This is a genomic window from Sphingobium wenxiniae, assembly GCF_007830065.1.
Classification (GTDB): domain Bacteria; phylum Pseudomonadota; class Alphaproteobacteria; order Sphingomonadales; family Sphingomonadaceae; genus Sphingobium; species Sphingobium wenxiniae.
Genome location: NZ_VLKK01000005.1, coordinates 215,267 through 238,106 on the forward strand (window position 1 = coordinate 215,267; position 22,840 = coordinate 238,106).

The window sequence follows — 22,840 nt, forward strand, 5'->3', positions numbered from 1 at the left end:
ATCCTGCTCCTTGAGACGATAAAGATGGACAGTTGGCCGATGATGACCGCCGCGTCTATCCTTTGCCGCGTCTTTTCAGCACATAGGCTGCATGAGTCGGCTGAGATTGATCCTGGACCCCTTCCTACTGCTGCTGATCGGCATGGTTGTGCTGGCGTCGCTGCTCCCCGCGCATGGCCGGGGCGCGCAGGCGGTGAACATCGCCGCCGACATCGGCATCGTGCTGCTGTTTTTCCTTCATGGCGCGAAGCTGTCGCGGGAGGCGATCTGGAACGGCGCGCGGGCATGGAAACTGCATCTGGCGACGCTGGGGACGACCTTTGCCGCCTTTCCGCTGCTGGGGCTGGCGATGCAGCGGATCGGCGCGCTTCCGGACACGATGCGGGCGGGACTGCTGTTCCTGACGTTGCTGCCCTCGACGGTGCAATCGTCCATCGCCTTCACCGCCATTGCGCGCGGCAATGTGGCGGCGGCGGTGGTGAGCGCGTCCTTCTCCAACCTGCTGGGCATAGTCCTGACGCCGCTGCTGGTCGCGCTGCTGATGCGGAGCGGGGGAACGGCGGGCTTGATCTCGTTCCAGTCGATCGAAGGGATCGTGCTGCAACTGCTGCTGCCGTTTGTCATTGGGCATTTGATGCGGCCCTGGATCGGAAGCTTCGTCGAGCGGCACCGGCAGGCGCTGGGCCGCATCGACCGGACGTCGATCCTGCTGATCGTCTATTCGGCCTTCAGCGCGGCGGTGGTCGAGGGATTGTGGCACAAGGTTTCGCGCGCGGAACTGGCGCTGCTGACGGGCGCCTGCATCGCGCTATTGCTGGCGGTGCTGATCTTCACATGGGGACTCGGCCGGATATTGGGCTTTTCGCGGCAGGACGCCATTGTGCTGCAATTCTGCGGTTCGAAGAAGAGCCTGGCGTCCGGCGTGCCCATCGCGGGCGTGCTGTTCCCTGCGGGCGCTGTCGGGCCGCTGATCCTGCCGCTGATGCTGTTCCATCAGATCCAGCTCATCGCTTGCGCCTTGCTGGCGCGGCATTATGGGGAAGAGGCGGAGCAAGCCATGGGGAAAAGGGCGGCAGAAACGGCGGAGGCCTCGTCGTGATCGGCGTTCCAAAGGAGCCGGGAGGCAGGTTTCGCAACCTGCGGCTTGCAAATTGCCGTATGCGCGGTTCCGGGTTCCCATCCTTTGCTTTTGCCCTAAATGGAACCTTTGGATAACGGTCGGGGAGTTCGCGCATGAAGACCAGAGCCGCAGTCGCATTCGAGGCGAAAAAGCCTCTCGAAATCGTGGAGGTCGATCTGGAAGGCCCCAAAGCGGGCGAAGTTCTGGTGGAAATCATGGCGACCGGCATCTGCCACACGGACGCCTACACGCTCGACGGACTCGATAGCGAGGGCATTTTCCCGTCCATTCTGGGGCATGAAGGCGCAGGGATCGTGCGGGATGTCGGTGCGGGCGTCACGTCGGTGAAGCCGGGCGACCATGTCATCCCGCTCTACACCCCCGAATGCCGCCAGTGCAAAAGCTGCCTGTCGGGAAAGACTAACCTGTGCACCGCCATCCGCGCCACGCAGGGCAAGGGGTTGATGCCCGACGGCACGAGCCGCTTTTCCTATAAGGGGCAGCCGATCTTCCACTATATGGGCTGTTCGACCTTCTCCAATTTCACGGTGCTGCCGGAAATCGCCGTTGCCAAAATCCGGGAGGATGCGCCCTTCGACAAGAGCTGCTATATCGGTTGCGGCGTGACGACGGGCGTGGGCGCGGTGGTCAAGACGGCGAAGGTGACGCCCGGCTCCAACGTCATCGTCTTTGGATTGGGGGGCATCGGCCTCAACGTCATCCAGGGCGCGAAACTGGTCGGCGCGGACATGATCGTCGGCGTGGACATCAATGACGGTAAGGAAGGATGGGGGCGCCGCTTCGGCATGACCCATTTCGTCAACCCGAACAAGGTCGGAGGCGACATCGTGCAGCATCTGGTCGAACTGACCGACGGCGGCGCGGACTATACGTTCGACTGCACGGGCAATACCGGCGTCATGCGCACCGCGCTGGAAGCCTGCCATCGCGGCTGGGGCGAAAGCATCATCATCGGCGTCGCCGAAGCGGGCAAGGAGATTTCCACGCGTCCCTTCCAGCTCGTGACCGGGCGCGTCTGGAAAGGAAGCGCCTTTGGCGGGGCCAAGGGACGGACCGACGTGCCGAAAATCGTGGATTGGTACATGAACGGCAAGATCGAGATCGATCCGATGATCACTCATGTGCTCAGCCTGGAAGAGATCAACAAGGGATTCGACCTGATGCACGCGGGGGAAAGCATCCGGTCCGTCGTGGTTTATTGAGGAGAGAATGGCATGTTCAGCCATATAACGGTAGGCGCCGATGATCTGGAGAAATCCCGGACATTCTATGACGCGGTTCTGGGTTCGCTGGGCTACGGTCCGGGCGTGGCGGTGAAGGAGGATCGGTACGCCTATCCTTCCGACAAGGGGCTTTTCCTTATCGTCCGTCCGATTGACGGTCAGGAAGCGTCATATGCCAATGGCGGCACCATCGGCTTCACTTGCGATTCCCCTGAAAAGGTCGAAGCCTGGCACGCTGCGGGTGTCGCCAATGGGGGCACGTCTATCGAAAATCCTCCCGGTATGCGCGAGGCCCCGTTTGGTAATCTGTATCTCGCCTATCTGCGCGATCCTTATGGCAACAAGCTCTGCGCCATGCACCGCATGACGGCTTGAGCCGGCCAGCCTGGGAAACAAGGCCGTCCGGTCCGTCATGGTTCCGATGGATCGCCATCAATCCAGCATGGCGGCAAGGGCGGGGGTCATATATTCGCGCGTCCGGCTGGCTGTCCGCAGGATGAGGCGGGCGGCGATGCCGTGGCGGGCGGCGAGCGTCATGCCGCGATCAGAGCCGAGGACCGTGATCGCCGTTGCCCAGGCATCGGCGAGCATGGCGCTTTCGTGGAGGACAGTGACGGCGGCCACGTCATTGGCGATGGGCGCGCCGGTCGCCGGGTCGATGCTGTGGGAGAGGCGGCGGCCGTCTTCGATGCGGAAGCGCCGATAGTCGCCGGAGGTGGCGACGGAGAGGCCGCAGAGCGCGATGCGGAGCGTGGGGACGGCGAGATCGGGTGGAGATTCCGTGTCGGTCCACCATGGCTGCATGTCCGGCTTTACGCCGCGCCCGGTCAGTTCCCCGCCGATTTCCAAGAGATAATGTTTGGCGCCTTGGGCGTCGAGCGCCGTCGCGGCGGCATCGACGGCATAGCCCTTGGCGATGCCGGAGAAGTCGAGGGCGACGTCGGCGAGGCGGCGGGCGCGGGGGCCTTCGACCTCGATAGTCTGCCAGGGGGGAGAGGAGGGGCCTGCCGTCCCCATTCCGGGGCCGAAGCCCCAGCGGCTGACCCAATTCCCGACCGCCGGATCGAAAGCGCCATCCGAGAGGCGCGCCATGGCCAGCCCCGCGCGCAGGACCGCCATCATCTCAGCGGGGAGCGTCATCCATTCGCCAAGGGACAGGCGGTTGAAGCGACTGATGTCGGAGTGCGCCTCCCAATTGCTCATCTGAGCGATGACGCGGGCGAAAACCGACTGGATCGCGGCCTCGCACTCGGGCGGCGCGTCGACGATGCGGGCCGACCAGCTCGTGCCCATGGTCGGACCGCCGACGTCGGTGATCTTGCCCGCCCGGCTCCGTCCGTCGAACTGGTCGGGCGTAAGTCCGGGCGGAATGGCGATACGGATGGGGGACGGCATTTCGGGGTTTCTAAAGGCGGTTATGCAGCTTGCAAACCCCGATCCTGGGATGGTTGTTTTCGGGCGTTTCCCGCCATTCGATGTCCGTCATCCCAGCGATCCATAGGACGTCAGCCAACGCTGGAATCTCCCTTCTAAAGGGGCGCCCGCATTTGGGTGGAAGACAGCCGTTGTTCTGGCTCACCCCGCTGCGGCTAAGCGTCGCTCCCCTCCCGCTTGCGGGAGGGGGTGGGCGGACGCGACGTTTGTTTATCGCCTCTCGGCGCTCAGGGCGCCAGCACTTCCAGCGTGGACACGTAGGAGGCGCGGCGTTGGGGCGGGCCGGCGGGCTCTTGGGGAGCCTGTGGAGCGCCTTCGCCCTGCGCCGCGCCTGGCCCGCCTTCGCCGCCGCCGGTGCTGGCGTTCAGCCAATACATGCCCGGTTGCGGCCAGGTGATGGAGAGCTTGCCATCCGCGCCGGTGGTAAGGTCCATCTGACCCAGCGCATCCCGGTAGCGGATGCCGCCGGGGATCACCGTCACCTTGAGGCCCGATGCGGGCTTGCCGTCCAGCAGGAACTGGAAGGTCGCGCTTTCGCCCGAAACCAGGTCGTTGGGATGGGTGACGGGCACCATTTCCAGGCCAACGCCGGTCGGCTTGAAGAGATTGGCGGTCGGCGCGCCGAGCGTCACGAAAATCTCGTTCCGGCTGGCGGCTTCAGCGGTCTGCACGTCGGTCGCCCCGGCGGGGATCGCCTTGGCGAGCGTTTCCTTGGTGGTGCCGCGCGGCAGGCGCTCCCGCTTGCCGTTCAGCATGTAGCTGCCCATCAGGCCGGCCGAAACGCTGGCAATGCGATAGGTGCCCGGCTGCGTCAGATGCACGTCGAAGGTGGAGCGATATTTGCCCGTTGCCGCATTTTCGACCTTGCCCGCCGAACCGTCCGGCTGCGTCACTGTGATGGAATCGGTCCGCATGGGATGATGTTCGAAATAGAAGAGGTCGTTGGATATGGCCGCGTCCACCGTTACCCAGTTATCCGTGCCCGAAAGCACGGTGGAGGATGGCAGCATCCATTGGCGGTGGGCCTGCGCCGTACCCGACATCGTGAGCGCGGCGAGCGCGCCTGCAATCAGTAATCTGGCCTTCATTGGACTTCCCCTCATTTCCCGAAGCTGAGGCTGACCGCCCCCAATTCACTTGCACCTTTGACCCGCACCACCGCGCCCGGCTTAGGCGGCCAGGCGAAGGGCAGGCGGACGACTTCACGACCGCCGACTTCGCGCGCGGCCTCCACGACCAGCGTGTAATTGCCGGGACCAAGCTGGCCCAGCGGACCCTTTCCGGCGGTGAAGGCGACCTTCTGATCGCCCGGCGCGCGGGTGGCGCCGGTGATGCCGTCGGCCGGGAACTGCATCGTCCGGCCGGAAGCACGCCACCATTGGCGTACATCGCGCAGCCATTTGGTGCCTTCGCCATTCTTCATGTCGTAATCGTACCAGACCGACAGGGTGCGCGGGGCCGCGCCCTCCTTCTCCACCCAGATGGCGACATAGGGGCGGTGATATTCGGCCACCGACAGGCGGGGGATATTGACGGTGAGGTTCAGCGTCTGCGCCTGCGCGGGCGCGGCGAGAGCGCCAGTCGCGCCCAGCGCGGCCCCGCCGGTCAGCAGCAGTTTGTGGCTGATCTGCATGATTGTTCTTTTCCCTGTCAGTGGATGAAGACGATGGCGAGGATCGCCGGGATGGCAAGGCCGATGGCGACCAGCGGCCATGTGCTGGGCCGCTTGGCCGCGTGAAGTTGCAGTAGCAGCAGGCCGGTCAGCGCGAAAAGGAAGCAGGCGACGGCGAAAATGTCGATGAACCATTTCCAGACCGTGCCGGTGTTGCGGCCCTTGTGCAGGTCATTGAGGTAGCTGACCCAGCCCCGGCTGGTCGCCTCGCTGGTGACTGCGCCGCTATGCCGGTCGATCGACACCCAGCCGTCGCCGCCGGGGCGGGGCAGGGCAAGATAAACTTCATCGGCGGACCATTCCGCTTCGCCCGTTCCGCGTTGACCGACTTCCTTTTCGACCCAGTGGGCGATGTCGGCGGGAAGGGGTTTCTTGGCATCGGGCTTGTCGTCGGGCGCGACCTGTTTCAGAAGGGCGCGCGGCAGGGTCGCGGCCTTTTCGACTGTTTGCGGGGCGGCTTCCACATCGGCGGCGTGGTTGAGCGTGATGCCGGTGAAGGCGAACAGCAGCAGGCCGATGAGACTGACCGCCGAACTGATCCAATGCCATGTGTGAAGCTGCTTCAGCCAGAAAGCCCTGGGCGCTTTCTTCTTCTTTTTGGGTTGAAGGCTGGCGGGAGCGTGCATTGGGAAGCGGCGAATCCTGTGTGGCGCGAGACGGGTCGAATAACGCGAACGACTCGCAATTGCAAACCTGCGGGGGCGGGGAAATTGTAACAAAATGTATGAGAGGGTTATTCGTCCCCCATGCAGGGGAGGATTTTACCTTCCCAGCAATCCCCGCGCCTGACCCGCGATTTCGGCGAGCATGGCGACATTGGGAACCGCTGCGGCCTTGGCCCGTTGGACCAGGGTGCGGAACTGGCGGATGCGGGAATCCTTTTCCTTGAGCCAGTCGTCCACATGGGCGGCGATATCCTTGCCCTTCGCATGGGCGAGGAGGTCGAGCCGCACCTGCTGCATGTCGCGGGCGACGCCGGAGATGAGCAGGCGCTCCCACGGATCGGTCGGTTCCATGCGGGCGGCGGCGGACTGGACCCAGTCGATGCCGACCGCTTCGCCCAGATGGGTGAAGGCGCGAGTGAGGGCGACTTCGTCCACGCCCAGCTTTTCGGCCAGCATGGCGATGCCGACCGCGCCGTCCAGCTTGAACAGGCCCGCCGTGCGGTGGACCAGATCTTCCGGCGCGCCGAGCGAGAGAAGATGATCGGTGACGGCGGCGGTGCGGCGGATGGCTTCGCTGGTGAGGAGGTCGTCGACCTTGCTCGCCAGCTTGCCGACGCCCTTGGCGAGCAGCTTCTGGCCCTCGCCCGGCAGGGTGCCGGCGGGGATGGAGCGCAGGATATCGGCGATCTGCGCGCGCATTCCGCTTGCGATATGACCGAACAGGGCGAGGCGGGCGGCTTCCGACATGTCCGCCGCGTCGATATCGTTCCATAGCGTGTGGATGCCGTAAAGCCGTTCCGCGATCAGGAAGGCGCTGGCAAGGTCGCTCATCGAGCAGCCTTCTTCCTCCGCCAGTTCGAACGGGTGGATGAGGCCGAGGCGATTGACGATGCGGTTCGCGACCTTGGTGGCGATGATTTCCTTTTTCAGGGCGTGGGCGGCGATGGCGTCCGCCTCCTTCTTCTGCATCGCGGCGGGGAAGGCGGCCATCAACTCGCCGCCCATGCTGGGATCGGTGGCGAGGTCGCTTTGTTCGAGGGCTTCCTGTAGCGCAAGTTTGGCGGTGGAGAGAAGGACGGCGAGTTCGGGGCGAGTGAGGCCCATACCGTCCTGACTGCGGCGCAGAAGCTGGTCGTTGGCCGCCAGCCCTTCCACCTGACGGTCGAGCCTGTCCCTTTCCTCGAAGGTTTCGATGAGGCGGACATAGCTGGCAAGGTCCGCCGCGCCGCCGCTTTCCGCGATGGAAAGGCCCAGCACCTGAAGCCTGTTGTCCTCCAGCACGATGTCGGACACCGCGCCGGTCATGCTTTCAAGAAGGGCGTTGCGCGCATCGAAGGCGAGACGGCCTTCGGCCATTTCCTTGTTGAGGGCGATCTTGATGTTGACCTCATTGTCCGAGCAGTCGACGCCGGCGGAATTGTCGATGAAGTCGGTATTGATGCGTCCGCCGCGCAGGGAGAAGGCAATGCGGCCCGCCTGCGTGACGCCCAGGTTCGCGCCTTCGCCCACTACCTTGACGCGCAGGTCCTCCGCGTTGACGCGCAGGCGGTCGTTGGCGGGGTCGCCGACATCGCCCTGGCTTTGCGCGGCGGCCTTTACATAAGTGCCGATGCCGCCGAACCAGAGCAGGTCGTTGGGGCTTTTCAAGATGGCGGAGATGAGCGCGGCCGGCTCCATTTCCGTGGCGGCAACGCCAAGGACGGTCTGCATTTCCGGAGTGAGGGGGATGCTCTTGAGCGAGCGCGGGAAAACGCCGCCGCCTTTCGAGATCAGCGCCTTGTCATAATCGTCCCAGCTTGAACGGGGAAGGTTGAACAGGCGGTCGCGCTCCGTCCAGCTTGCCGCCGGGTCGGGATCGGGATCGATGAAGATGTGGCGATGGTCGAAGGCGGCGACCAAGCGGATCGCCTTCGACAGCAACATGCCGTTGCCGAACACGTCGCCCGACATGTCGCCGCAGCCCACGACCGTGACAGGATCGCTCTGCACGTCGACGCCCATTTCGGCGAAGTGGCGGCGCACGCTGATCCATGCTCCGCGTGCGGTGATGCCCATCGCCTTGTGGTCGTAGCCATGGCTGCCGCCGCTGGCGAAGGCGTCGCCCAGCCAGAAGTCGCGTTCCAGAGCGATGGCGTTGGCGACGTCGGAGAAGGTGGCCGTGCCCTTGTCCGCCGCGACGACGAAATAGGGATCGTTGCCGTCATGGATGACGACCTTGTCCGGGTGTCTGACCTTGCCCTTCACGATATTGTCCGTGACCGACAGCAAGGCGCGGATGAAGATGCGGTAGCTTTCCGTGCCCTCGGCCAGCCAGGCGTCGCGGTCGACCTGCGGATTGGGAAGCTGCTTGGGGTAGAAGCCGCCCTTGGCCCCGGTTGGGACGATGACGGCGTTCTTGACGCGCTGCGCCTTCATGAGGCCCAGGATTTCGGTACGGAAATCGTCGCGCCGGTCGGACCAGCGCAGACCGCCGCGCGCGACCGGGCCGGCGCGCAGGTGGATGCCCTCGACGCGGGGGGAGTAGACCCAGATCTCGCGCCACGGCAACGGGGCAGGCAGGCCGGGAACCTGCGCGCTGTCGAGCTTGAAGGCGAGCGCCTCGGCAGAGGCAGGGGCGAAGAAATTGGTCCGCAAGGTTGCGGTGATGACGGCGCGGAGAAGGCGCAGCACGCGGTCCTCGTCGATGGCCGTGACCTTTTCGAGGCCCTCGTCGATGGCGGCCTGCGCCTTTACCGCGCGGGCCTCGCTGTCCTTGCCCGCCGGGTCGTGGAGGGCGTCGAACAGTTCGACAAGCTGATGCGCCACATCCTTTTCGCGGCGCAGCGTATCGGCGACCGTCGCGCGGCCATAGGCCATGCCGGTCTGGCGCAGATAGCTGAACAACGCGCGGAACAGCACGACGGCGCGCGGAGACAGGTCCGCCGTCACGATCAGTTCGTTGAGGCGGTCATCTTCCGCCACGCCCTCTATCACCTGCGCGATAGCCTCGGTCACGACGTCGGCGCGGGCGATGACGGCTTCGGCGTTGCCGCCCGGCGGCAATTCCAGCACGAAACGCTGCACATGGCCGAGCGCGCCGCCGTCAATAGCGGTCGTCATCTCGTCGATCACGCGGAAACCGAAATTCTCGAAAGCGGGGACGACTTCGGAAAGAGCCACCGCCTCATGGCTGTAGAGTTTGAGGCGCAGCCGCTCTGCTGTGTCTTCCGGGTTGCGGTAGATGCGGATCGCCTTGTCGCCGGGGCCGGAAAGGCTATGGATCAGCCGAATGTCGACGGCTGCCTCCGCCGCGCCCGCGCCGTTGCGATAGGCCATGGGGAAGCCGGGCGCGAAACGCTGGGCCAGGGCGGCGGCGCGGCCCGGCTCTTCGGTCTCTGCAAGAAATTCCTCCACGGCGGGAAGCCAGCCGCGCACCATCTTGCGGAGCCGTTCGTCAAGCGCCGCGTCGTCGGGCACCATGCCGCCGTCGCGCAGGTCGAGAGTGATGCGGAGCAGCGCAAGGCCGCCTTCCTCCAGGGCGATGGACCAGCTCAATACCTGGCCATTGGCGGCTTGCGAGAGCATGTCCTGTATGGAGACGCGGCGGGCGGTCGAAAGCTCGTCCCGGGGAAGCCAGACGAAGGCGTAGAGATGACGGGCCAGCGCGCTCGTGGCCAGCGCCAGCTTGGGCCGGGGACGGTCGGCGAGCGACATGAAGGTCAAGGCCAGCCGCTCCAGTGTTTCCCGGTCGAAGCCTATGAGGATGTCGTGGGGCAGGGCGATCAGCGCATGGACCAGCGCCTTGCCCGCATGGCTCCCCGGATCGAAGCCGAATTTCTCCATCAGCAGCGACAGCGCCGAGCGCAGCAGCGGCACCTTGTCCGGCGGCGCGGCGAGGGCGGAACTGGTCCACATGCCGGCATGGATGGAGAGCGCCACCACATCCTTGCCCTTGCGCACGGGCACGATGATCAGGTCGAGCAGTACATGGCGGTGCACGCGCGAGAGGACGTTGGACTTGATGATGAGGGGGACGCGCTTGCCTTCCTCGAACCAGGCGAAGGCAGCGTCGCGGGATGCGGGCGCGATCAGCGGCTTGTCGCGTCGGGCGCAGATGCCGATGCCGTCCCGCGCCTCGCCGTCGCGGCCGCAGACTTCATGGCCGACCTGCGTGAAATGGCGGGACAGGAACCAGCGGAGCAGCGCCGCGCCTTCCTCATCGGGCACCGCGTCGGCGTCGCGCGCCATCGCTTCCCGCATGCGCGGCCAGTCGGTGACGGCGGCGCGCACATCGGCCAGCGTGTCGTGCAGATCCTTCTCCAGTGCGCGGCGGACCTTCGCGTCGGCGCGGTCGGCTTCGATATAGATCATCGATTCCCGGCGGGCACCCGATGTCTCGTCATCCAGGATCGCCTTGAGCGCACCCCGTGCATCGCGGCTGACCGACAATATGGGGTGGAGCAGGCGATGAATGGTGACGTCCACCGCCGCCAGCGTATGGGCGATGGAATCCACCAGAAAGGGCATGTCGTCGTTGACAAGGGCGATCCGCATGTACCGGCCGGACATGCTTTCGCCCAGCGTTTCGATGGCGATGGCGGATTCGCCGGGGGCGCGGCGGCTAGCGGTGCGGCCCATAAAAGCGGCCGCATTGGCCATCGCGGCTTCATCAAATCCCTCGCTTTCGCCAGGCAGCGCGCCGCGTGCCAACGCATCCTCCAGGGCTTGGCGAATGGAAAGGTCGACTTCCTTGATCTTTGGCTCAGCCGCGGCCGTCATGCGTTCACCTCATCCCCGCGGGATTTTCCCGCTTCTTTTCCAGGAACGGGAGAGGGGCGGACTTCGATCCGACGACTCCCCGGCTCGCAAGTCTATATGCCCCCGAGCGCCGCGCGGCTCAAGGAGGATTTGAAATAAAGTGTCTTATTCGTGAAATATTATGCCGAATATCACGGCCTTCGCGACTGCTGTCCCGAGGCATTTCGACCTGTCCCCGGCATATAGGGCCGGACGGTGCTCATGTCCATCGCGCCGGTCAATGCATGGCAGCGATCATCACCTTCCGGCCAAGCGCCGATCCTTCCGGAAGGGCGGCGACAATGGCGAGCGAGCCGTCGATTTCCCTGCGGGCCACGACGACCGCCAGTCCATCCTCGTCGGTAGCGATGGCCTGCGGCGCGAGGGCGGGGGCGATCCTGATCGCTTCGCGCACGGTGCGGCTGCGGTCCGGCCTGGCGGGCATTGCGGCCCGGCGCGCCGCGCGGGTGTCGCGCACCAGCGCCTTGAGGCCGCCGGCATAGGCGGCCAGATACGCGGCCAGCGCACCCGCGCCCATGCCCTGCGCACGGGCATGGTCCAGCGCGGTCGCATATTCGGTGATGCGCGTCTTGTCATAGGCAGCCCCGAAGACAAGCTTGACGATGGCCGTCATCGGGCTGCGCGCTTGCGTCTTGATGCCGGCGTCGGTCAGCAGGTCCGCATAATCCTCTGGCGATTGCTCGGCCGCTAGCGCGAAATCATAGGCCAGACCCACGGCCCGATAAAGGGCGATGTGGCTGCGCGCTTCACCCGCGCGCGCCTGCTCGGCGCTGTCGCGGGCCATGGCCAGCCAATCGGCCAGCGGCGCACCGGCATCCGGAACCGGCATTTCGATCATGTCCGAAACCGTCAGATCGAGCACGGGCGGATCGGCCGCGAACCCGTTCAGGGAAAAGCCCAGCGCTTCGCTGACCTCTCGTTCCAGCGCGTCGGTTTCCGCGCGGCTGGCGGCCTCTTTCCAGTTGATGACTCCGAACACGAAGTCGATCGTTTCGCCATCGGAGGAAAAGGGCATCAATATGCCGCGGTAGAGCAGGTCTGCACCGCGCTGGTTCACGAATTCGGCTTCGAAGCCGATCGGCGCGGCATTGGCGATGATCTGGAGATAATGGTCGGTCAGGCGCGACAGCAGCGAGCGCGGCGGCACGTTGCCGATGCGGCTGATCGATCCCGCGATCTCGCATTCCTGGCGCAGGGCGGCGCCCATATATATGACCGCAGGGTTGTCGATGCCGACGCTGAAATCCAGCAACACGCTGTAGGGGCCGAAATCTTCCAGCAGTTCGGGCTGAAGATCCTCGATCGAAGGGAGCGCGCGATCTTTCAGCAGCGATGCCCAATAATTATAGGCACGGACCTGCATACGCCGTTCATTGGTGATGATGGCGGGCGGGCTTTCGATCGCGGCGTCGTCGGCGTAGTCGAAATCGTCCCGATCGCCATCGATATCATGCCCCCGCAGAGTGTCCATCCCGATCGATCCTTGAACCAAAGCAAATCTTTGGGGCTTACAATGGCATCGGATGGTAAATGGCCGGTAAAGAACACCGCGACGATGCGAAGGCGCGGAATCGAGGGGATGGAATGAAATGGCCGCTTGTCCTGAAGGCCAACCGCTGTTATCTGCCCGCCCCGATGCCGCTTTAGCTCAGTTGGTAGAGCATCGCATTCGTAATGCGAGGGTCACAGGTTCGAGTCCTGTAAGCGGCACCACGGCTTTCTGGGCATCGGCGGCGATGCGGCGCTAGGCAGCGCGTTACCCTATATGGGGGAAGCCTACGGCAATAGCTCCATGCTTAAGGTCAATGCGGGCGTATGTCGGCCTTCCGGCCGCGAGTTGTCATCTTTCGCAGCCGGCAGATCCCGTCAGGCGCGCCAAATCCGTTATTTTCCGTATCACCCTGTTTTTACAAGGCTCGGTGGGGTATGCTTGCATCGTGACCACTGCCGTTGCGGGAGTCGACACATGGCGAATGGCGAACTGTTTTCCAGTTTCTTGCGGGCATATGACGACCGGCATCAGGCCGAAATGTCGGTCGAGGATTATCTGCTGGGATGCCGCAACGATCCGCTGATGCACGCATCCGCGCCGGAGCGGTTGCTGGCAGCCATCGGCGAGCCGGAGATCATCGACACGTCGCGCGATTCGCGTCTCGGCCGGATTTTCATGAACCGGACGATCCGGCGCTATAAGAGCTTTTCGAACTTCTACGGGATGGAAGGGACGATCGAGCATATCGTCAGCTTCCTGCGCCATGCCAGCCAGGGGTTGGAGGAGCGCAAGCAGATCCTCTATCTGCTGGGACCGGTGGGCGGCGGCAAGTCGTCGCTGGCCGAGCGGCTGAAATCGCTGATGGAGGTGCACCCCATCTATGCGCTGAAAGCCGGGGAGGAGATCAGCCCGATCTTCGAAAGCCCGCTGGCGCTGTTCGACGCAGAAACCCATGGCGACATGATCGAGGACAGCTACGGCATTCCCCGGCGGCGGCTGACGGGCCTTATCAGCCCTTGGTGCCGCAAGCGGCTCGATGAGTTCAGCGGCGACATTTCGCGCTTCACGGTCGTTCGATTGATGCCCTCGCGCATCCGCCAGATCGCCATTTCGAAGACCGAGCCGGGGGATGAGAATAATCAGGACATCTCCTCGCTGGTGGGGAAGGTGGACATCCGCAAGCTGGAGATGCTCTCGCAGAACGATCCCGACGCCTACAGCTATTCGGGCGGCCTCAACCGCGCCAATCAGGGCATCCTTGAGTTCGTCGAGATGTTCAAGGCGCCGATCAAGATGCTCCATCCGCTGCTGACGGCGACGCAGGAGGGCAATTATATCGGCACGGAGAATATCGGCGCCATTCCCTTTACCGGGATCATCATGGCGCACTCCAATGAGTCGGAATGGCAGAATTTCAAGAACAACAAGAATAACGAAGCCTTCATCGACCGCATCTACGTCATCAAGGTGCCCTATAGCCTGCAAGCGACCGAGGAACGGCAGGTTTATGAAAAGCTGCTGCGCGATTCCGATCTGAACAAGGCGCCCTGCGCGCCGGGGACGCTGGACATGCTGGCGCGCTTTTCCGTGCTGACGCGGCTGCGCGAGCATGAGAACAGCAATCTCTATTCGAAGATGCGCGTCTATGACGGCGAAATGCTGCGGGAAATCGACCCGCGCGCGAAAAGCCTTCAGGAATATCGCGACGCGGCGGGCGTGGATGAGGGGATGTCGGGGATTTCGACCCGCTTCGCCTTCAAGGCGCTGTCGGCGACCTTCAACCACGACACCACCGAGATCGCGGCGGACCCGGTCCATCTGATGTATGTGCTGGAAGGGATGGTGCGGCAGGAACAGTTCCCCGCCGAGACGGAGGCCCGTTATCTGGAGTTCATCAAGGGCGAACTGGTCCCGCGCTATGCCGAGTTCATCGGGAACGAGATTCAGAAAGCCTATCTCGAATCCTATGACGATTACGGGCAGAATCTGTTCGATCGCTATGTCGCTTATGCCGATGCGTGGATCGAGGATCTGGATTTCAAGGACCCGGACACCGGCCAGCTTCTCGACCGGGAGGTCATCAACCAGGAACTGACCAAGACGGAAAAGCCCGCCGGAATCGCCAATCCCAAGGATTTCCGCAACGAGGTCGTGAAGTTCGCGCTGCGGATGCGCGCGAGCCATGATGGGCGCAATCCGTCATGGACATCCTATGAGAAAATCCGCGAAGTCATCGAAAAGCGGATGTTCAGCCAGGTCGAGGATCTGCTGCCCGTCATCAGCTTTGGGTCGAAGAAGGACGGCGACACCGCCGGCAAGCATGAGGAGTTCGTCTCCCGCATGATCGAGCGCGGCTATACCGAGCGGCAGGTGAGGCGGCTCGTCGAATGGTATATCCGCGTGAAACAGGCGGGATGAGGGGGGTGCGCCGACCGACATGCACATCGTCGACCGACGCCTGAACCCCGGCGGCAAGAGCCTGGTCAACCGGCAGCGTTTCCTGCGAAGGGCAAGGGCGTATGTGCAGAAGGCGGTGCGTGACAGCCTGAAGGATCGCGGTATCCGCGAACTGGATAAAGAGGGCGAAATCTCCATCGGCCGCGATGCGATCTATGAGCCGACCTTCCATCGCGCGGCGACGGGCGGCAATCGCGAACGGGTGCTGCCCGGCAATCATGATTATGTGGAAGGCGACCGGATCAAGCGTCCGGAAGGCGGCGAGGGGGCAGGCGCGGATGCGGGCCAGGGCGAAGGGAATGACGATTTCCAGTTCGTGCTGAGCCGCGAGGAGTTTCTCGACCTGTTCCTTGACGATCTGGAGTTGCCCGATCTTGCCAAGCGGCGGCTGGTCGGCGGCGAGATCGACGGGATCAGGCGCGCGGGGTATTCCACCGCCGGATCGCCGTCCAATCTGTCCGTGCCCCGCACCATGCAGAAGGCGATGGGGCGGCGCATGGCGCTCCGGCGGCCGAGCGGCGCTGAATTGGAGCGGATAGAAGATGAAATCGCGGCGATCGAAGCCCGCGACCCGCCCCGGCCGGAGGATGCCGGCCTGCTGGAGCGGCTTCGCGAGGATCGTGCCCATATCATCCGCCGCCGCAACCTCATCGCCTATATCGATCCGGTCGACCTGCGGTATCGCCGGTTCGAGGCCGTGCCCCGCCCCGTCGCACAGGCGGTGATGTTCTGCCTGATGGACGTGTCCGGCTCCATGAGCGAGCATATGAAGGATCTGGCGAAACGCTTCTTCGCGCTGCTCCATCTGTTCCTGTCGCGCTGCTACGAGCATGTCGAGGTGGTGTTCATCCACCATACCGACCGGGCGGCGGAGGTCGATGAGCAGACTTTCTTCTACAGCACCGTCACGGGCGGCACGCTGGTGTCGAGCGCGCTCGACAAGCTGATCGAGGTGGCGGCGGACCGCTATCGTCCCGACAACTGGAACATCTATGTCGCGCAAGCGTCGGACGGCGACAATATGATGCAGGACAATCCCAGGGTCGTCAGCCTCATGCAGGACCATATCCTGCCCATGGCCCAATATGTCGCTTATCTGGAAGTCGGCCGGGAGGAGTTCCCCGACGCGACGATGATGCAGTCGATGACGACCCTGTGGCAGGCTTATGCCCCGGTGGCGGAGGCGCATCGCCATTTCGTGATGCGCAAGGTCGCGCATCGCCGGGAAATCTATCCCGTCTTCCGCGAACTCTTCCAGCGCCGGGGCGTCGGCGAGAGGGCGCGAAGCTGATGGACGTGCGCGCGGAAACGCCCCTGTTTACCGGCAGCGATTGGGACTTCGCGCTCGTCAACCGCATCTATGACGCGATAGAGCCGATCGCCGTCGATGAGATGAAGCTGAACGTCTATCCCAACCAGCTTGAGATCATCAGTTCCGAACAGATGCTCGACGCCTATTCGTCGGTGGGGATGCCGCTCTTCTACAAGCACTGGTCCTTCGGCAAGCAATTCGTCACCAACGAGATGCTCTACCGCAAGGGGCTGCGCGGCCTCGCCTATGAACTGGTCATCAACTCCAATCCCTGCATCAGCTATATCATGCAGGAAAACAGCGCGATGATGCAGACGCTGGTGATCGCCCATGCGGCCTTCGGGCATAACCATTTCTTCAAGAACAACTATCTCTTCCGTCAGTGGACCGACGCGGACGGCATCCTCGACTATCTGGAATTCGCCAAGCGCTATATCGCCCAGTGCGAGGAGCGGCACGGGCAACTGGCGGTCGAGCGGGTGCTGGATGCGGCCCATGCGCTGATGAACCAGGGCGTGCACCGCTATCCCCGCGTGCGCCCCCGCGATCTGCGGCACGAGGCGGAGCGGGAGGCCGAGCGGCAGGCCTATCGCGACCGCATCTATGACGATCTCTGGCGCACGGTGCCGGTGGGCGCGAAGGCGGCGACGGTCGAACGCGACGAACGGCTGGCCGCGCTGGGTCTGCCGCAGGAGAATATCCTCTATTTCCTCGAAAAGTCCGGCCCCCGGCTGGAGGCGTGGCAGCGGGAGATATTGCGGATCGTCCGACTGATCGCGCAATATTTCTATCCCCAGCGCCAGACCAAGGCGATGAACGAAGGCGCGGCGACCTATACCCACTACCGGATCATGACGACGCTGCACGAGCGGGGGCAGATCACCGACGGCGCGTTCCTGGAATTCCTCCAGTCGCATACGGGTGTCGTCTACCAGCCGACCTATGATTCCGGGCATTTCAGCAGCTTCAACCCCTATGCGCTGGGTTTCGGCATCATGACCGATGTGGAGCGCATCTGCATGGACCCGACGCAGGAGGATCGCGAATGGTTCGGCGCCATTGCCGGATCGTGCGACCCGCTGGAGGTGTTGAAGGACATATGGGCGAATTACCGCGACGAAAGCTTCATCTCGCAGTTCCTCAGCCCGCGCCTGATCCGGCAATGGCGCTTGTTCAAGATACTCGACCGGGAAAGCGACTCGGAAGTCCGGGTCGACGCCATCCACGACGAAAGGGGCTATCGCCGCATCCGGCGGGCCTTGGCGCGCGAATATGATATTGGGCAGCAGGAGCCGGATATTCAGGTCGTGGACGTCGATCTGGCCGGGGACCGTACACTGATGCTGGAGCATGTGGTGGTGAACGGCGTGCTTCTGGATGCGGGCGACACCGCCAAGGTGCTTCAAAATCTGGCGAATCTATGGGGTTATGAAGTCGCGCTGAGCGAAGTCGATGCCGGGAACCGAAAGGAATTGAAGAGCCATCGATCCCAGCCGCTCTCCGGCTGGATGCGGTGAAGGGCATCGGACGGATGGAAAGCGCGACGGCCGCCTTTCAGATTCCGTTTTCCATCAAGGCTCAACAGGCGTAGATTCCATGCCGGTTTTTTGCGGGTTGGACTTTGTCGAGACGCTGGCGCTGGATCGCATGGCGTAGCGGGATTGGGCCATGCCCGACAGTCATGCAGGAGGTCGGTTCATGACGGATGCCCTTACCCCGCAGGAATGTCTTGAGCGGGCAAGAATGCACGAGCGGCTTGCGTCAACGACCGCGGACGCTTCGGCCCGGACGATGCATCAGGCGATGGCGTCGGAGTTCCGCCGCCGCGCGGAGGCAGGTTCGTCCGGCCCGGCGCAGAGACCCGGCACGCCGGTGGTGGAGATGGTCCAGCCCGTCCAGTGAGGGGCGACAGGCGCTGGAGAGATGCCATCGAAGGAAGGCGGTTCCATGCTCCTTCCCCGATACTTTGTTTGATTGATGCCATGGTCGGTGTGAGCGCCGTGCATTGACGTGCAAATCAAGGTCGGCGATGTGCGTGTCATGGCTCGGGCGGCGGCATGAGAATCGTCATCATCGATGACAGCGGATTGCGGGCGACGGTCCTGGAAGAAGGGCTGCGCGACGCAGGCTATGACGATATCCATATCGTGCCGCCGCGCGGAGCCTTTGTCGCGCGGCTCGAACGCATGGCCCCCGATGTGGTGCTGATGGACCTGGGCAGCCCCAGCCGCGACACGCTGGAGGAAATGCTGACCGTCAGCCGTGCGCTTGCCCGGCCGATCGCCATGTTCGTGGACCAGTCGGACGAGGCCATGATCGGCGCGGCCATCGATGCGGGCGTGTCCGCCTATGTGGTCGACGGCTTGCGGAAGGAGCGGGTGAAGCCGGTGCTGGAACTGGCCGTCCGCCGCTTCAACGCCTTTGCGAAGATTCAGTCGGAACTGGAGGAGGCGCGCACGGCGCTGTCCGACCGCAAGATCATCGACCGGGCCAAATCGATCCTGATGAACCAGCGCGGCCTGTCGGAACAAGACGCCTATGCCCTGTTGCGGACCAGCGCGATGAACCAGGGGAAGAAGATCGTGGACGTGGCGCAGGCGCTCATCACGGCCAGCGACCTGTTGGGAGGAGCCTGATGACGACAACCCTGCGGATCGCTTTCCTGCCGCTGACCGATGCCGCCGTGCTGGCCGTTGCGCGCGAGAGGGGCTTTGCGGAGGAGGAGGGTATCGCGCTCGACCTTGTCCGCACGACAAGCTGGGCGACGTTGCGCGACCGGCTGGTCTTCGGGCAGGTGCAGGCCGCGCAGATGCTGGCCCCGCTCGCCGTCGCGGTGACGCTGGGCCTCAGCCAGCAGCCCGCGGCGCTTGCCGCCCCTTACAAGCTCAACGTCAACGGCAACATGCTGGTGATGGCGAGCGATTTCGCCAAGGCGCTGGAACCCGATGTGGCGGCGCGGCTGGCCGATCCGTTGGGCACCGCGCATGATTTTGCAGCCGCCATCGGCCTGTGGAAACGCAAGCCCATTATCGGCGTGGTCCATCGCTTCTCCAGCCATGCGCTGATGCTGCGTTACTGGCTGGCGAGCGCGGGCGTGGACCCGGACCGCGACGTGCTGTTGCGGGTGCTGCCGCCTTCGCTGACGGTGGAAGCGCTTCGCGCGGGCGAGGTGGATGGCTTCATCGCGGGCGAACCGTGGGGCAGCGCGTCGGTGGAAGCGGGCCTTGCCGAAACGGTGGCGGTGGGCGAACGGATATGGCAGCGCGGCGTTGAGAAAGTGCTGGCCTTCCGCGAGAATTGGATGGAGGCCAATCCCGAAACGGTGGACGCGCTGCTGCGGGCCTTGGCGCGGGCGGCCGCGTGGTGCGACGATCCTGTCCATCGCGATGAACTGGCGGAGTTGCTTGCCCGGCCACGCTATGTCGACCAGCCCGCCGATCTCATCCGCCGGGCGCTTGGCGGCGCGGTCGTCGCGCGGGCGGGGGAGGCGGCGCTGCCCATGGCCGATTTCATGCTGTTCGCCCGCGAAGCCACGCCTTTTCCGTGGCGCAGTCAGGCGCTGTGGATTTATTCCCAGCTCGTCCGTTGGAAGATGGTGGCGCATGAGTCCGCCATGGCGGCGAAAGCGGCTTCGGTGTTCCGGCCTGATATCTTCCGCCGCGCGCTGGCGGACAGCGATGTCCCGATGCCCGGCGCGAGCATGAAGGTGGAAGGGGCGGTCGTCTCGCCGCTGGGCGTGGGATCGCGACGGGGCGAACTGACCCTTGGTCCCGACCGCTTTTTCGACGGGCGGATTTTCGATCCTGAGCGGATGGAGGACTATCTGGCGGATTTTGCGCCGCAGCATTGAAAGGCGGTATAATTTTGTGCCTTGCAACATGAAAAGAATCGCGGGATAACATAAGAGTCGCGCGACGAAGCGCGTTTATCCGGGATGTGCCCTCCCAAGGCCGGGACCGCCATTCCATCATCATAGCAGCAAAGCCGCTGACCGGACTCGCTCCTCTGGGTGACGTTCGGCCGAGCGGCTTTTTTCATGTCCATTGCCGTTTATGGGGACGTATCATGGCAACTGCCTTTTGGGATGGCGAGGACAAGGCCGGATCGGCCGCGCCCGCCACAAGTTTCTGGAAAGCCGGCCACACGCCGACGCTGATCGCCGCCTTTCTCTATTTCGACCTCGCCTTCATGGTGTGGGTCCTGCTGGGCCCGCTGGCGCCTTCCATCGCGGAGACATTGGCGCTGACCCCGGCGGAAAAGGGGCTGATGGTCGCGACGCCGACGCTGGCGGGCGCGCTGCTGCGGGTCGTGAACGGACTGCTGGTCGACAGGATCGGGCCGAAATTATCGGGCGCTATCAGTCAGGTGATCGTGATCGCGGGCCTCTTCACCGCCTGGGTCATGGGCGTGGACAGCTTTGCCGGGACGCTGGCGCTGGGGGTCATTCTGGGCTTTGCGGGAGCGAGTTTCGCGATCGCGTTGCCGCTGGCTAGCCGCTGGTATCCGCCGGAGCATCAGGGCAAGGCCATGGGCCTTGCGGGCATGGGCAATTCCGGGACGGTGCTGGCCTCGCTCTTCGCGCCGGGGCTGGCCAGGCTGTTCGGCTGGAACGCTGTGCTGGGGCTGGCCTGCATTCCGCTCTCGATCGTCTTCATCACCTATATGCTGATGGCGAAGGATGCGCCGAACGCGCCCGCGCCCAAGAAGCTGGTCGATTATTTCCAGCCGCTCAAGCAAGCCGATGCGTGGTGGCTGATGGCTTTCTATGCCGTGACGTTCGGTGGCTTCGTCGGTCTCGCCGCGTCCCTGCCGATCTACTTCACCGATCAGTTCGGGCTGACGCCGGTGGTCGCGGGTTATTGCACCGCAGGCTGTGTGTTCGCAGGATCTCTGGTCCGTCCGATGGGCGGCGCGCTCGCCGACCGGATCGGCGGGATCAGGGCGCTGATGACGGTCTATGTGGTGGCGGCGCTGGCGCTGGCCGGGGTTGCCTATGCGCCTACGCTCGCGGCTGCGCTGGGACTTTTCGTCCTGGCGATGCTGGCGCTGGGGACCGGCAACGGCTCGGTTTTCCAACTCGTGCCGCAGCGGTTTCAGGCGGAGATCGGTGTCATGACCGGCCTCGTCGGCATGGCGGGCGGCGTCGGCGGCTTCTATCTCGCCAGTTCGCTTGGTCTTGCCAAGCAACTGACCGGCAGCTTCGCCCCCGGTTTCCTGATCTTCGCGGTGCTGGCGGCGGCGGCGTTCATCGGCATCGCACTGGTCAAGGGCCGTTGGCGCGCGAACTGGAATACCGCCGCGCGCATCTGAATCAAAGGGGAAGGCGGCGGCCGCGGCAAGGCCGCCGTCCCATTTCGAGGGGGACGCTTTTCATGAGATATCTTCTCGCAACGGCGGCCGCGCTGGCCGTCGCAGGACCCGCTTGCGCCCAGGACATCACGCTCAAGCCCGTCGCCGAAGCACGGTTGCGCTACGAACATGCCGATCAGGAGGGCCTTGCCCAAAAGGCGGACGCGCTTACCGTCCGCGCCCGCGCCGGGGTTCAGGCGGTCGGTGCGGAATGGAGCGCCACGGTCGTCGGGCAGGGCACGCTGGCCATCATCGACGACTATCATGACGGCGTAAACGGCGCCGCCACGCGGCCCATCGTCGCGGACCCCCGGAATGTCGCGCTCTACATCGCCCAGATGCAATATAGGGGCGCCGCGCTGACGCTGACCGGAGGAAGGCAGAAGATCGCGCTCGACGATGAAAGATTCGTCGGCAATGTGGCCTTTCGCGACAATGCCCAGACGTTCGATGCCGTGCGTGCCGAGCTGACGCCTGCCAGGGGGGTGAAGCTGGATGTCGCCTATGCCTGGAGCGTGCGGACGATCTGGGGCATCGACGGCAATGGCGCGCGGCAGCAGGCGGTGAGCGGCGACAACATTTTCGCCAATCTTTCCTGGGTCATGCCGCTAGGCACGCTGACGGGCTTTGCCTATCTGGTCGATCAGGACGAGGCGGCGGTGCAGGGCTATCGCCTGTCGAGCCAGAGCTATGGCGTAAGGCTGACTGGAGCGCGGCCGCTTCTGGAAAGCGTGACGCTAAGCTATCAGTTCAGCTATGCGCGGCAGTCGGATTACCGCCGCAATCCCGGTGATTATGCCGCCGGCTACTGGCTGGCCGACGCCACGCTGGAAGTGAGGGGATGGAGGCTCAACGCCGGTTATGAAGTGCTGGGCGCAAGCCATGGAGCGGCGCTCACCGGCTTCCAGACGCCGCTCGGCGCCAATTTCAAGTTTCAGGGCTGGGCCGACAAGCTCCTGACGACGCCGCCTGACGGCATCCGCGACCTGTATGTCGGCGGCGGCCATGGCTGGAAAGAATTGGGGCCGCTTTCCGCCGTTGCGCTCCAGGCGGTGTGGCACCGGTTCGAAAGCGATCGGATCGACCGGCATTACGGCGATGAATGGGATTTTCTTGCGTCCGCGAAGGTCGGCAAGATGGCGCTGTCGCTCCGCTACGCCCGCTATGATGCCAAGGCGTTCGCCACGGATACGCGCAAATTCTGGGCGCAGATCGACTGGAGCTATTAGGGCCTTGAGCCGATACGCGAATCGGCATATGCTGCACTGCAAAGGACGACGCTGTCCTTCCAACCATAG

General features: G+C 64.1%; 17 protein-coding genes and 1 tRNA gene. 11 read left to right on the forward strand and 7 right to left on the reverse strand.

Features of this window, described 5'->3' with window-relative positions; translation table 11 throughout:
* Positions 1 to 91 precede the first annotated feature (91 nt).
* The 3 genes from IQ35_RS09120 to IQ35_RS09130 all read left to right on the forward strand — a co-directional run bounded on the left by IQ35_RS09120 (position 92) and on the right by IQ35_RS09130 (position 2,739).
* A complete protein-coding gene (locus IQ35_RS09120) occupies positions 92 to 1,099 on the forward strand; it encodes a bile acid:sodium symporter family protein (RefSeq protein ID WP_145072793.1) in 1,008 nt (335 codons plus the stop codon).
* A gap of 134 nt (positions 1,100 to 1,233) precedes the next feature.
* Positions 1,234 to 2,343 (forward strand): S-(hydroxymethyl)glutathione dehydrogenase/class III alcohol dehydrogenase, encoded by a 1,110-nt coding sequence (locus IQ35_RS09125; RefSeq protein ID WP_145072796.1) that lies wholly within the window; start codon positions 1,234 to 1,236, stop codon positions 2,341 to 2,343.
* Positions 2,344 to 2,355: 12 nt separating this feature from the next.
* Positions 2,356 to 2,739 (forward strand): VOC family protein, encoded by a 384-nt coding sequence (locus IQ35_RS09130; protein WP_145072799.1) that lies wholly within the window; start codon positions 2,356 to 2,358, stop codon positions 2,737 to 2,739.
* Positions 2,740 to 2,796: 57 nt separating this feature from the next.
* Here the strand turns inward: IQ35_RS09130 and IQ35_RS09135 are convergent, their stop codons facing one another.
* From IQ35_RS09135 to IQ35_RS09160, 6 genes are all read right to left on the reverse strand, one after another.
* The gene (locus tag IQ35_RS09135) at positions 2,797 to 3,657 is read right to left on the reverse strand and encodes an FAD:protein FMN transferase (protein WP_145072855.1); all 861 of its coding nucleotides are present in this window, start codon (positions 3,655 to 3,657) and stop codon (positions 2,797 to 2,799) included.
* 368 nt (positions 3,658 to 4,025) lie between these two features.
* A complete protein-coding gene (locus IQ35_RS09140; protein ID WP_021243247.1) occupies positions 4,026 to 4,886 on the reverse strand; it encodes a DUF4198 domain-containing protein in 861 nt (286 codons plus the stop codon).
* A gap of 11 nt (positions 4,887 to 4,897) precedes the next feature.
* The gene (locus tag IQ35_RS09145; RefSeq protein ID WP_021243246.1) at positions 4,898 to 5,431 is read right to left on the reverse strand and encodes a DUF2271 domain-containing protein; all 534 of its coding nucleotides are present in this window, start codon (positions 5,429 to 5,431) and stop codon (positions 4,898 to 4,900) included.
* A 17-nt stretch (positions 5,432 to 5,448) separates the two neighbouring features.
* Positions 5,449 to 6,096, reverse strand: coding sequence for a PepSY-associated TM helix domain-containing protein (locus IQ35_RS09150; protein WP_021243245.1), 648 nt, complete (start codon positions 6,094 to 6,096; stop codon positions 5,449 to 5,451).
* Between the two features lie 135 nt (positions 6,097 to 6,231).
* The gene (locus IQ35_RS09155) at positions 6,232 to 10,893 is read right to left on the reverse strand and encodes an NAD-glutamate dehydrogenase (RefSeq protein ID WP_145072802.1); all 4,662 of its coding nucleotides are present in this window, start codon (positions 10,891 to 10,893) and stop codon (positions 6,232 to 6,234) included.
* 256 nt (positions 10,894 to 11,149) lie between these two features.
* Positions 11,150 to 12,403 carry a PAS domain-containing protein gene (locus IQ35_RS09160; RefSeq protein WP_145072805.1) on the reverse strand — a complete coding sequence of 418 codons (1,254 nt, stop codon included), beginning with the start codon at positions 12,401 to 12,403 and terminating at the stop codon, positions 11,150 to 11,152.
* Between the two features lie 166 nt (positions 12,404 to 12,569).
* On the opposite strand from IQ35_RS09160, the gene IQ35_RS09165 reads away from it, so the two are divergent.
* From IQ35_RS09165 to IQ35_RS09180, 4 genes are all read left to right on the forward strand, one after another.
* Positions 12,570 to 12,645 (forward strand) — tRNA-Thr (locus IQ35_RS09165).
* Between the two features lie 253 nt (positions 12,646 to 12,898).
* Complete coding sequence (locus tag IQ35_RS09170) at positions 12,899 to 14,842, forward strand: PrkA family serine protein kinase (protein ID WP_145072808.1); 1,944 nt, start codon at positions 12,899 to 12,901, stop codon at positions 14,840 to 14,842.
* A 19-nt stretch (positions 14,843 to 14,861) separates the two neighbouring features.
* Positions 14,862 to 16,172 (forward strand): YeaH/YhbH family protein, encoded by a 1,311-nt coding sequence (locus tag IQ35_RS09175; protein WP_145072811.1) that lies wholly within the window; start codon positions 14,862 to 14,864, stop codon positions 16,170 to 16,172.
* The gene (locus tag IQ35_RS09180) at positions 16,172 to 17,710 is read left to right on the forward strand and encodes a SpoVR family protein (protein ID WP_145072814.1); all 1,539 of its coding nucleotides are present in this window, start codon (positions 16,172 to 16,174) and stop codon (positions 17,708 to 17,710) included. Before IQ35_RS09175 ends, IQ35_RS09180 begins: the two co-directional genes overlap by 1 nt.
* Positions 17,711 to 17,989: 279 nt before the next feature.
* Here IQ35_RS09180 and IQ35_RS21315 read toward each other — a convergent pair whose 3' ends face one another.
* Positions 17,990 to 18,142, reverse strand: coding sequence for a hypothetical protein (locus IQ35_RS21315; protein ID WP_206751996.1), 153 nt, complete (start codon positions 18,140 to 18,142; stop codon positions 17,990 to 17,992).
* A 108-nt stretch (positions 18,143 to 18,250) separates the two neighbouring features.
* Here IQ35_RS21315 and IQ35_RS09190 point away from each other — a divergent pair, with 108 nt between their 5' ends.
* The 4 genes from IQ35_RS09190 (at position 18,251) to IQ35_RS09205 (ending at position 22,771) form a co-directional block, all read left to right on the forward strand.
* The gene (locus tag IQ35_RS09190; protein ID WP_021243149.1) at positions 18,251 to 18,829 is read left to right on the forward strand and encodes an ANTAR domain-containing response regulator; all 579 of its coding nucleotides are present in this window, start codon (positions 18,251 to 18,253) and stop codon (positions 18,827 to 18,829) included.
* Entirely contained in the window at positions 18,829 to 20,043 is a 1,215-nt protein-coding gene (locus tag IQ35_RS09195; RefSeq protein WP_145072817.1) for a CmpA/NrtA family ABC transporter substrate-binding protein, read from the forward strand. Before IQ35_RS09190 ends, IQ35_RS09195 begins: the two co-directional genes overlap by 1 nt.
* Positions 20,044 to 20,258: 215 nt before the next feature.
* Positions 20,259 to 21,503, forward strand: a complete 1,245-nt coding sequence (locus tag IQ35_RS09200; protein WP_021243147.1) for a nitrate/nitrite transporter — start codon at positions 20,259 to 20,261, stop codon at positions 21,501 to 21,503.
* Positions 21,504 to 21,565: 62 nt separating this feature from the next.
* Positions 21,566 to 22,771, forward strand: coding sequence for a hypothetical protein (locus IQ35_RS09205; RefSeq protein ID WP_145072820.1), 1,206 nt, complete (start codon positions 21,566 to 21,568; stop codon positions 22,769 to 22,771).
* The last annotated feature ends 69 nt before the right edge of the window (positions 22,772 to 22,840 follow it).

Bases quoted from the DNA above. Each gene is read 5' to 3' on its own strand.
- IQ35_RS09120 (WP_145072793.1), top strand. From the start codon at position 92: ATGAGTCGGCTGAGATTGATCCTGGACCCCTTCCTACTGCTGCTGATC.
- IQ35_RS09125 (WP_145072796.1), top strand. From the start codon at position 1,234: ATGAAGACCAGAGCCGCAGTCGCATTCGAGGCGAAAAAGCCTCTCGAA.
- IQ35_RS09130 (WP_145072799.1), top strand. From the start codon at position 2,356: ATGTTCAGCCATATAACGGTAGGCGCCGATGATCTGGAGAAATCCCGG.
- IQ35_RS09135 (WP_145072855.1), bottom strand. From the start codon at position 3,657: ATGGGCACGAGCTGGTCGGCCCGCATCGTCGACGCGCCGCCCGAGTGC.
- IQ35_RS09140 (WP_021243247.1), bottom strand. From the start codon at position 4,886: ATGAAGGCCAGATTACTGATTGCAGGCGCGCTCGCCGCGCTCACGATG.
- IQ35_RS09145 (WP_021243246.1), bottom strand. From the start codon at position 5,431: ATGCAGATCAGCCACAAACTGCTGCTGACCGGCGGGGCCGCGCTGGGC.
- IQ35_RS09150 (WP_021243245.1), bottom strand. From the start codon at position 6,096: ATGCACGCTCCCGCCAGCCTTCAACCCAAAAAGAAGAAGAAAGCGCCC.
- IQ35_RS09155 (WP_145072802.1), bottom strand. From the start codon at position 10,893: ATGACGGCCGCGGCTGAGCCAAAGATCAAGGAAGTCGACCTTTCCATT.
- IQ35_RS09160 (WP_145072805.1), bottom strand. From the start codon at position 12,403: ATGGACACTCTGCGGGGGCATGATATCGATGGCGATCGGGACGATTTC.
- IQ35_RS09170 (WP_145072808.1), top strand. From the start codon at position 12,899: ATGGCGAATGGCGAACTGTTTTCCAGTTTCTTGCGGGCATATGACGAC.
- IQ35_RS09175 (WP_145072811.1), top strand. From the start codon at position 14,862: ATGCACATCGTCGACCGACGCCTGAACCCCGGCGGCAAGAGCCTGGTC.
- IQ35_RS09180 (WP_145072814.1), top strand. From the start codon at position 16,172: ATGGACGTGCGCGCGGAAACGCCCCTGTTTACCGGCAGCGATTGGGAC.
- IQ35_RS21315 (WP_206751996.1), bottom strand. From the start codon at position 18,142: ATGGAACCGCCTTCCTTCGATGGCATCTCTCCAGCGCCTGTCGCCCCT.
- IQ35_RS09190 (WP_021243149.1), top strand. From the start codon at position 18,251: ATGAGAATCGTCATCATCGATGACAGCGGATTGCGGGCGACGGTCCTG.
- IQ35_RS09195 (WP_145072817.1), top strand. From the start codon at position 18,829: ATGACGACAACCCTGCGGATCGCTTTCCTGCCGCTGACCGATGCCGCC.
- IQ35_RS09200 (WP_021243147.1), top strand. From the start codon at position 20,259: ATGGCAACTGCCTTTTGGGATGGCGAGGACAAGGCCGGATCGGCCGCG.
- IQ35_RS09205 (WP_145072820.1), top strand. From the start codon at position 21,566: ATGAGATATCTTCTCGCAACGGCGGCCGCGCTGGCCGTCGCAGGACCC.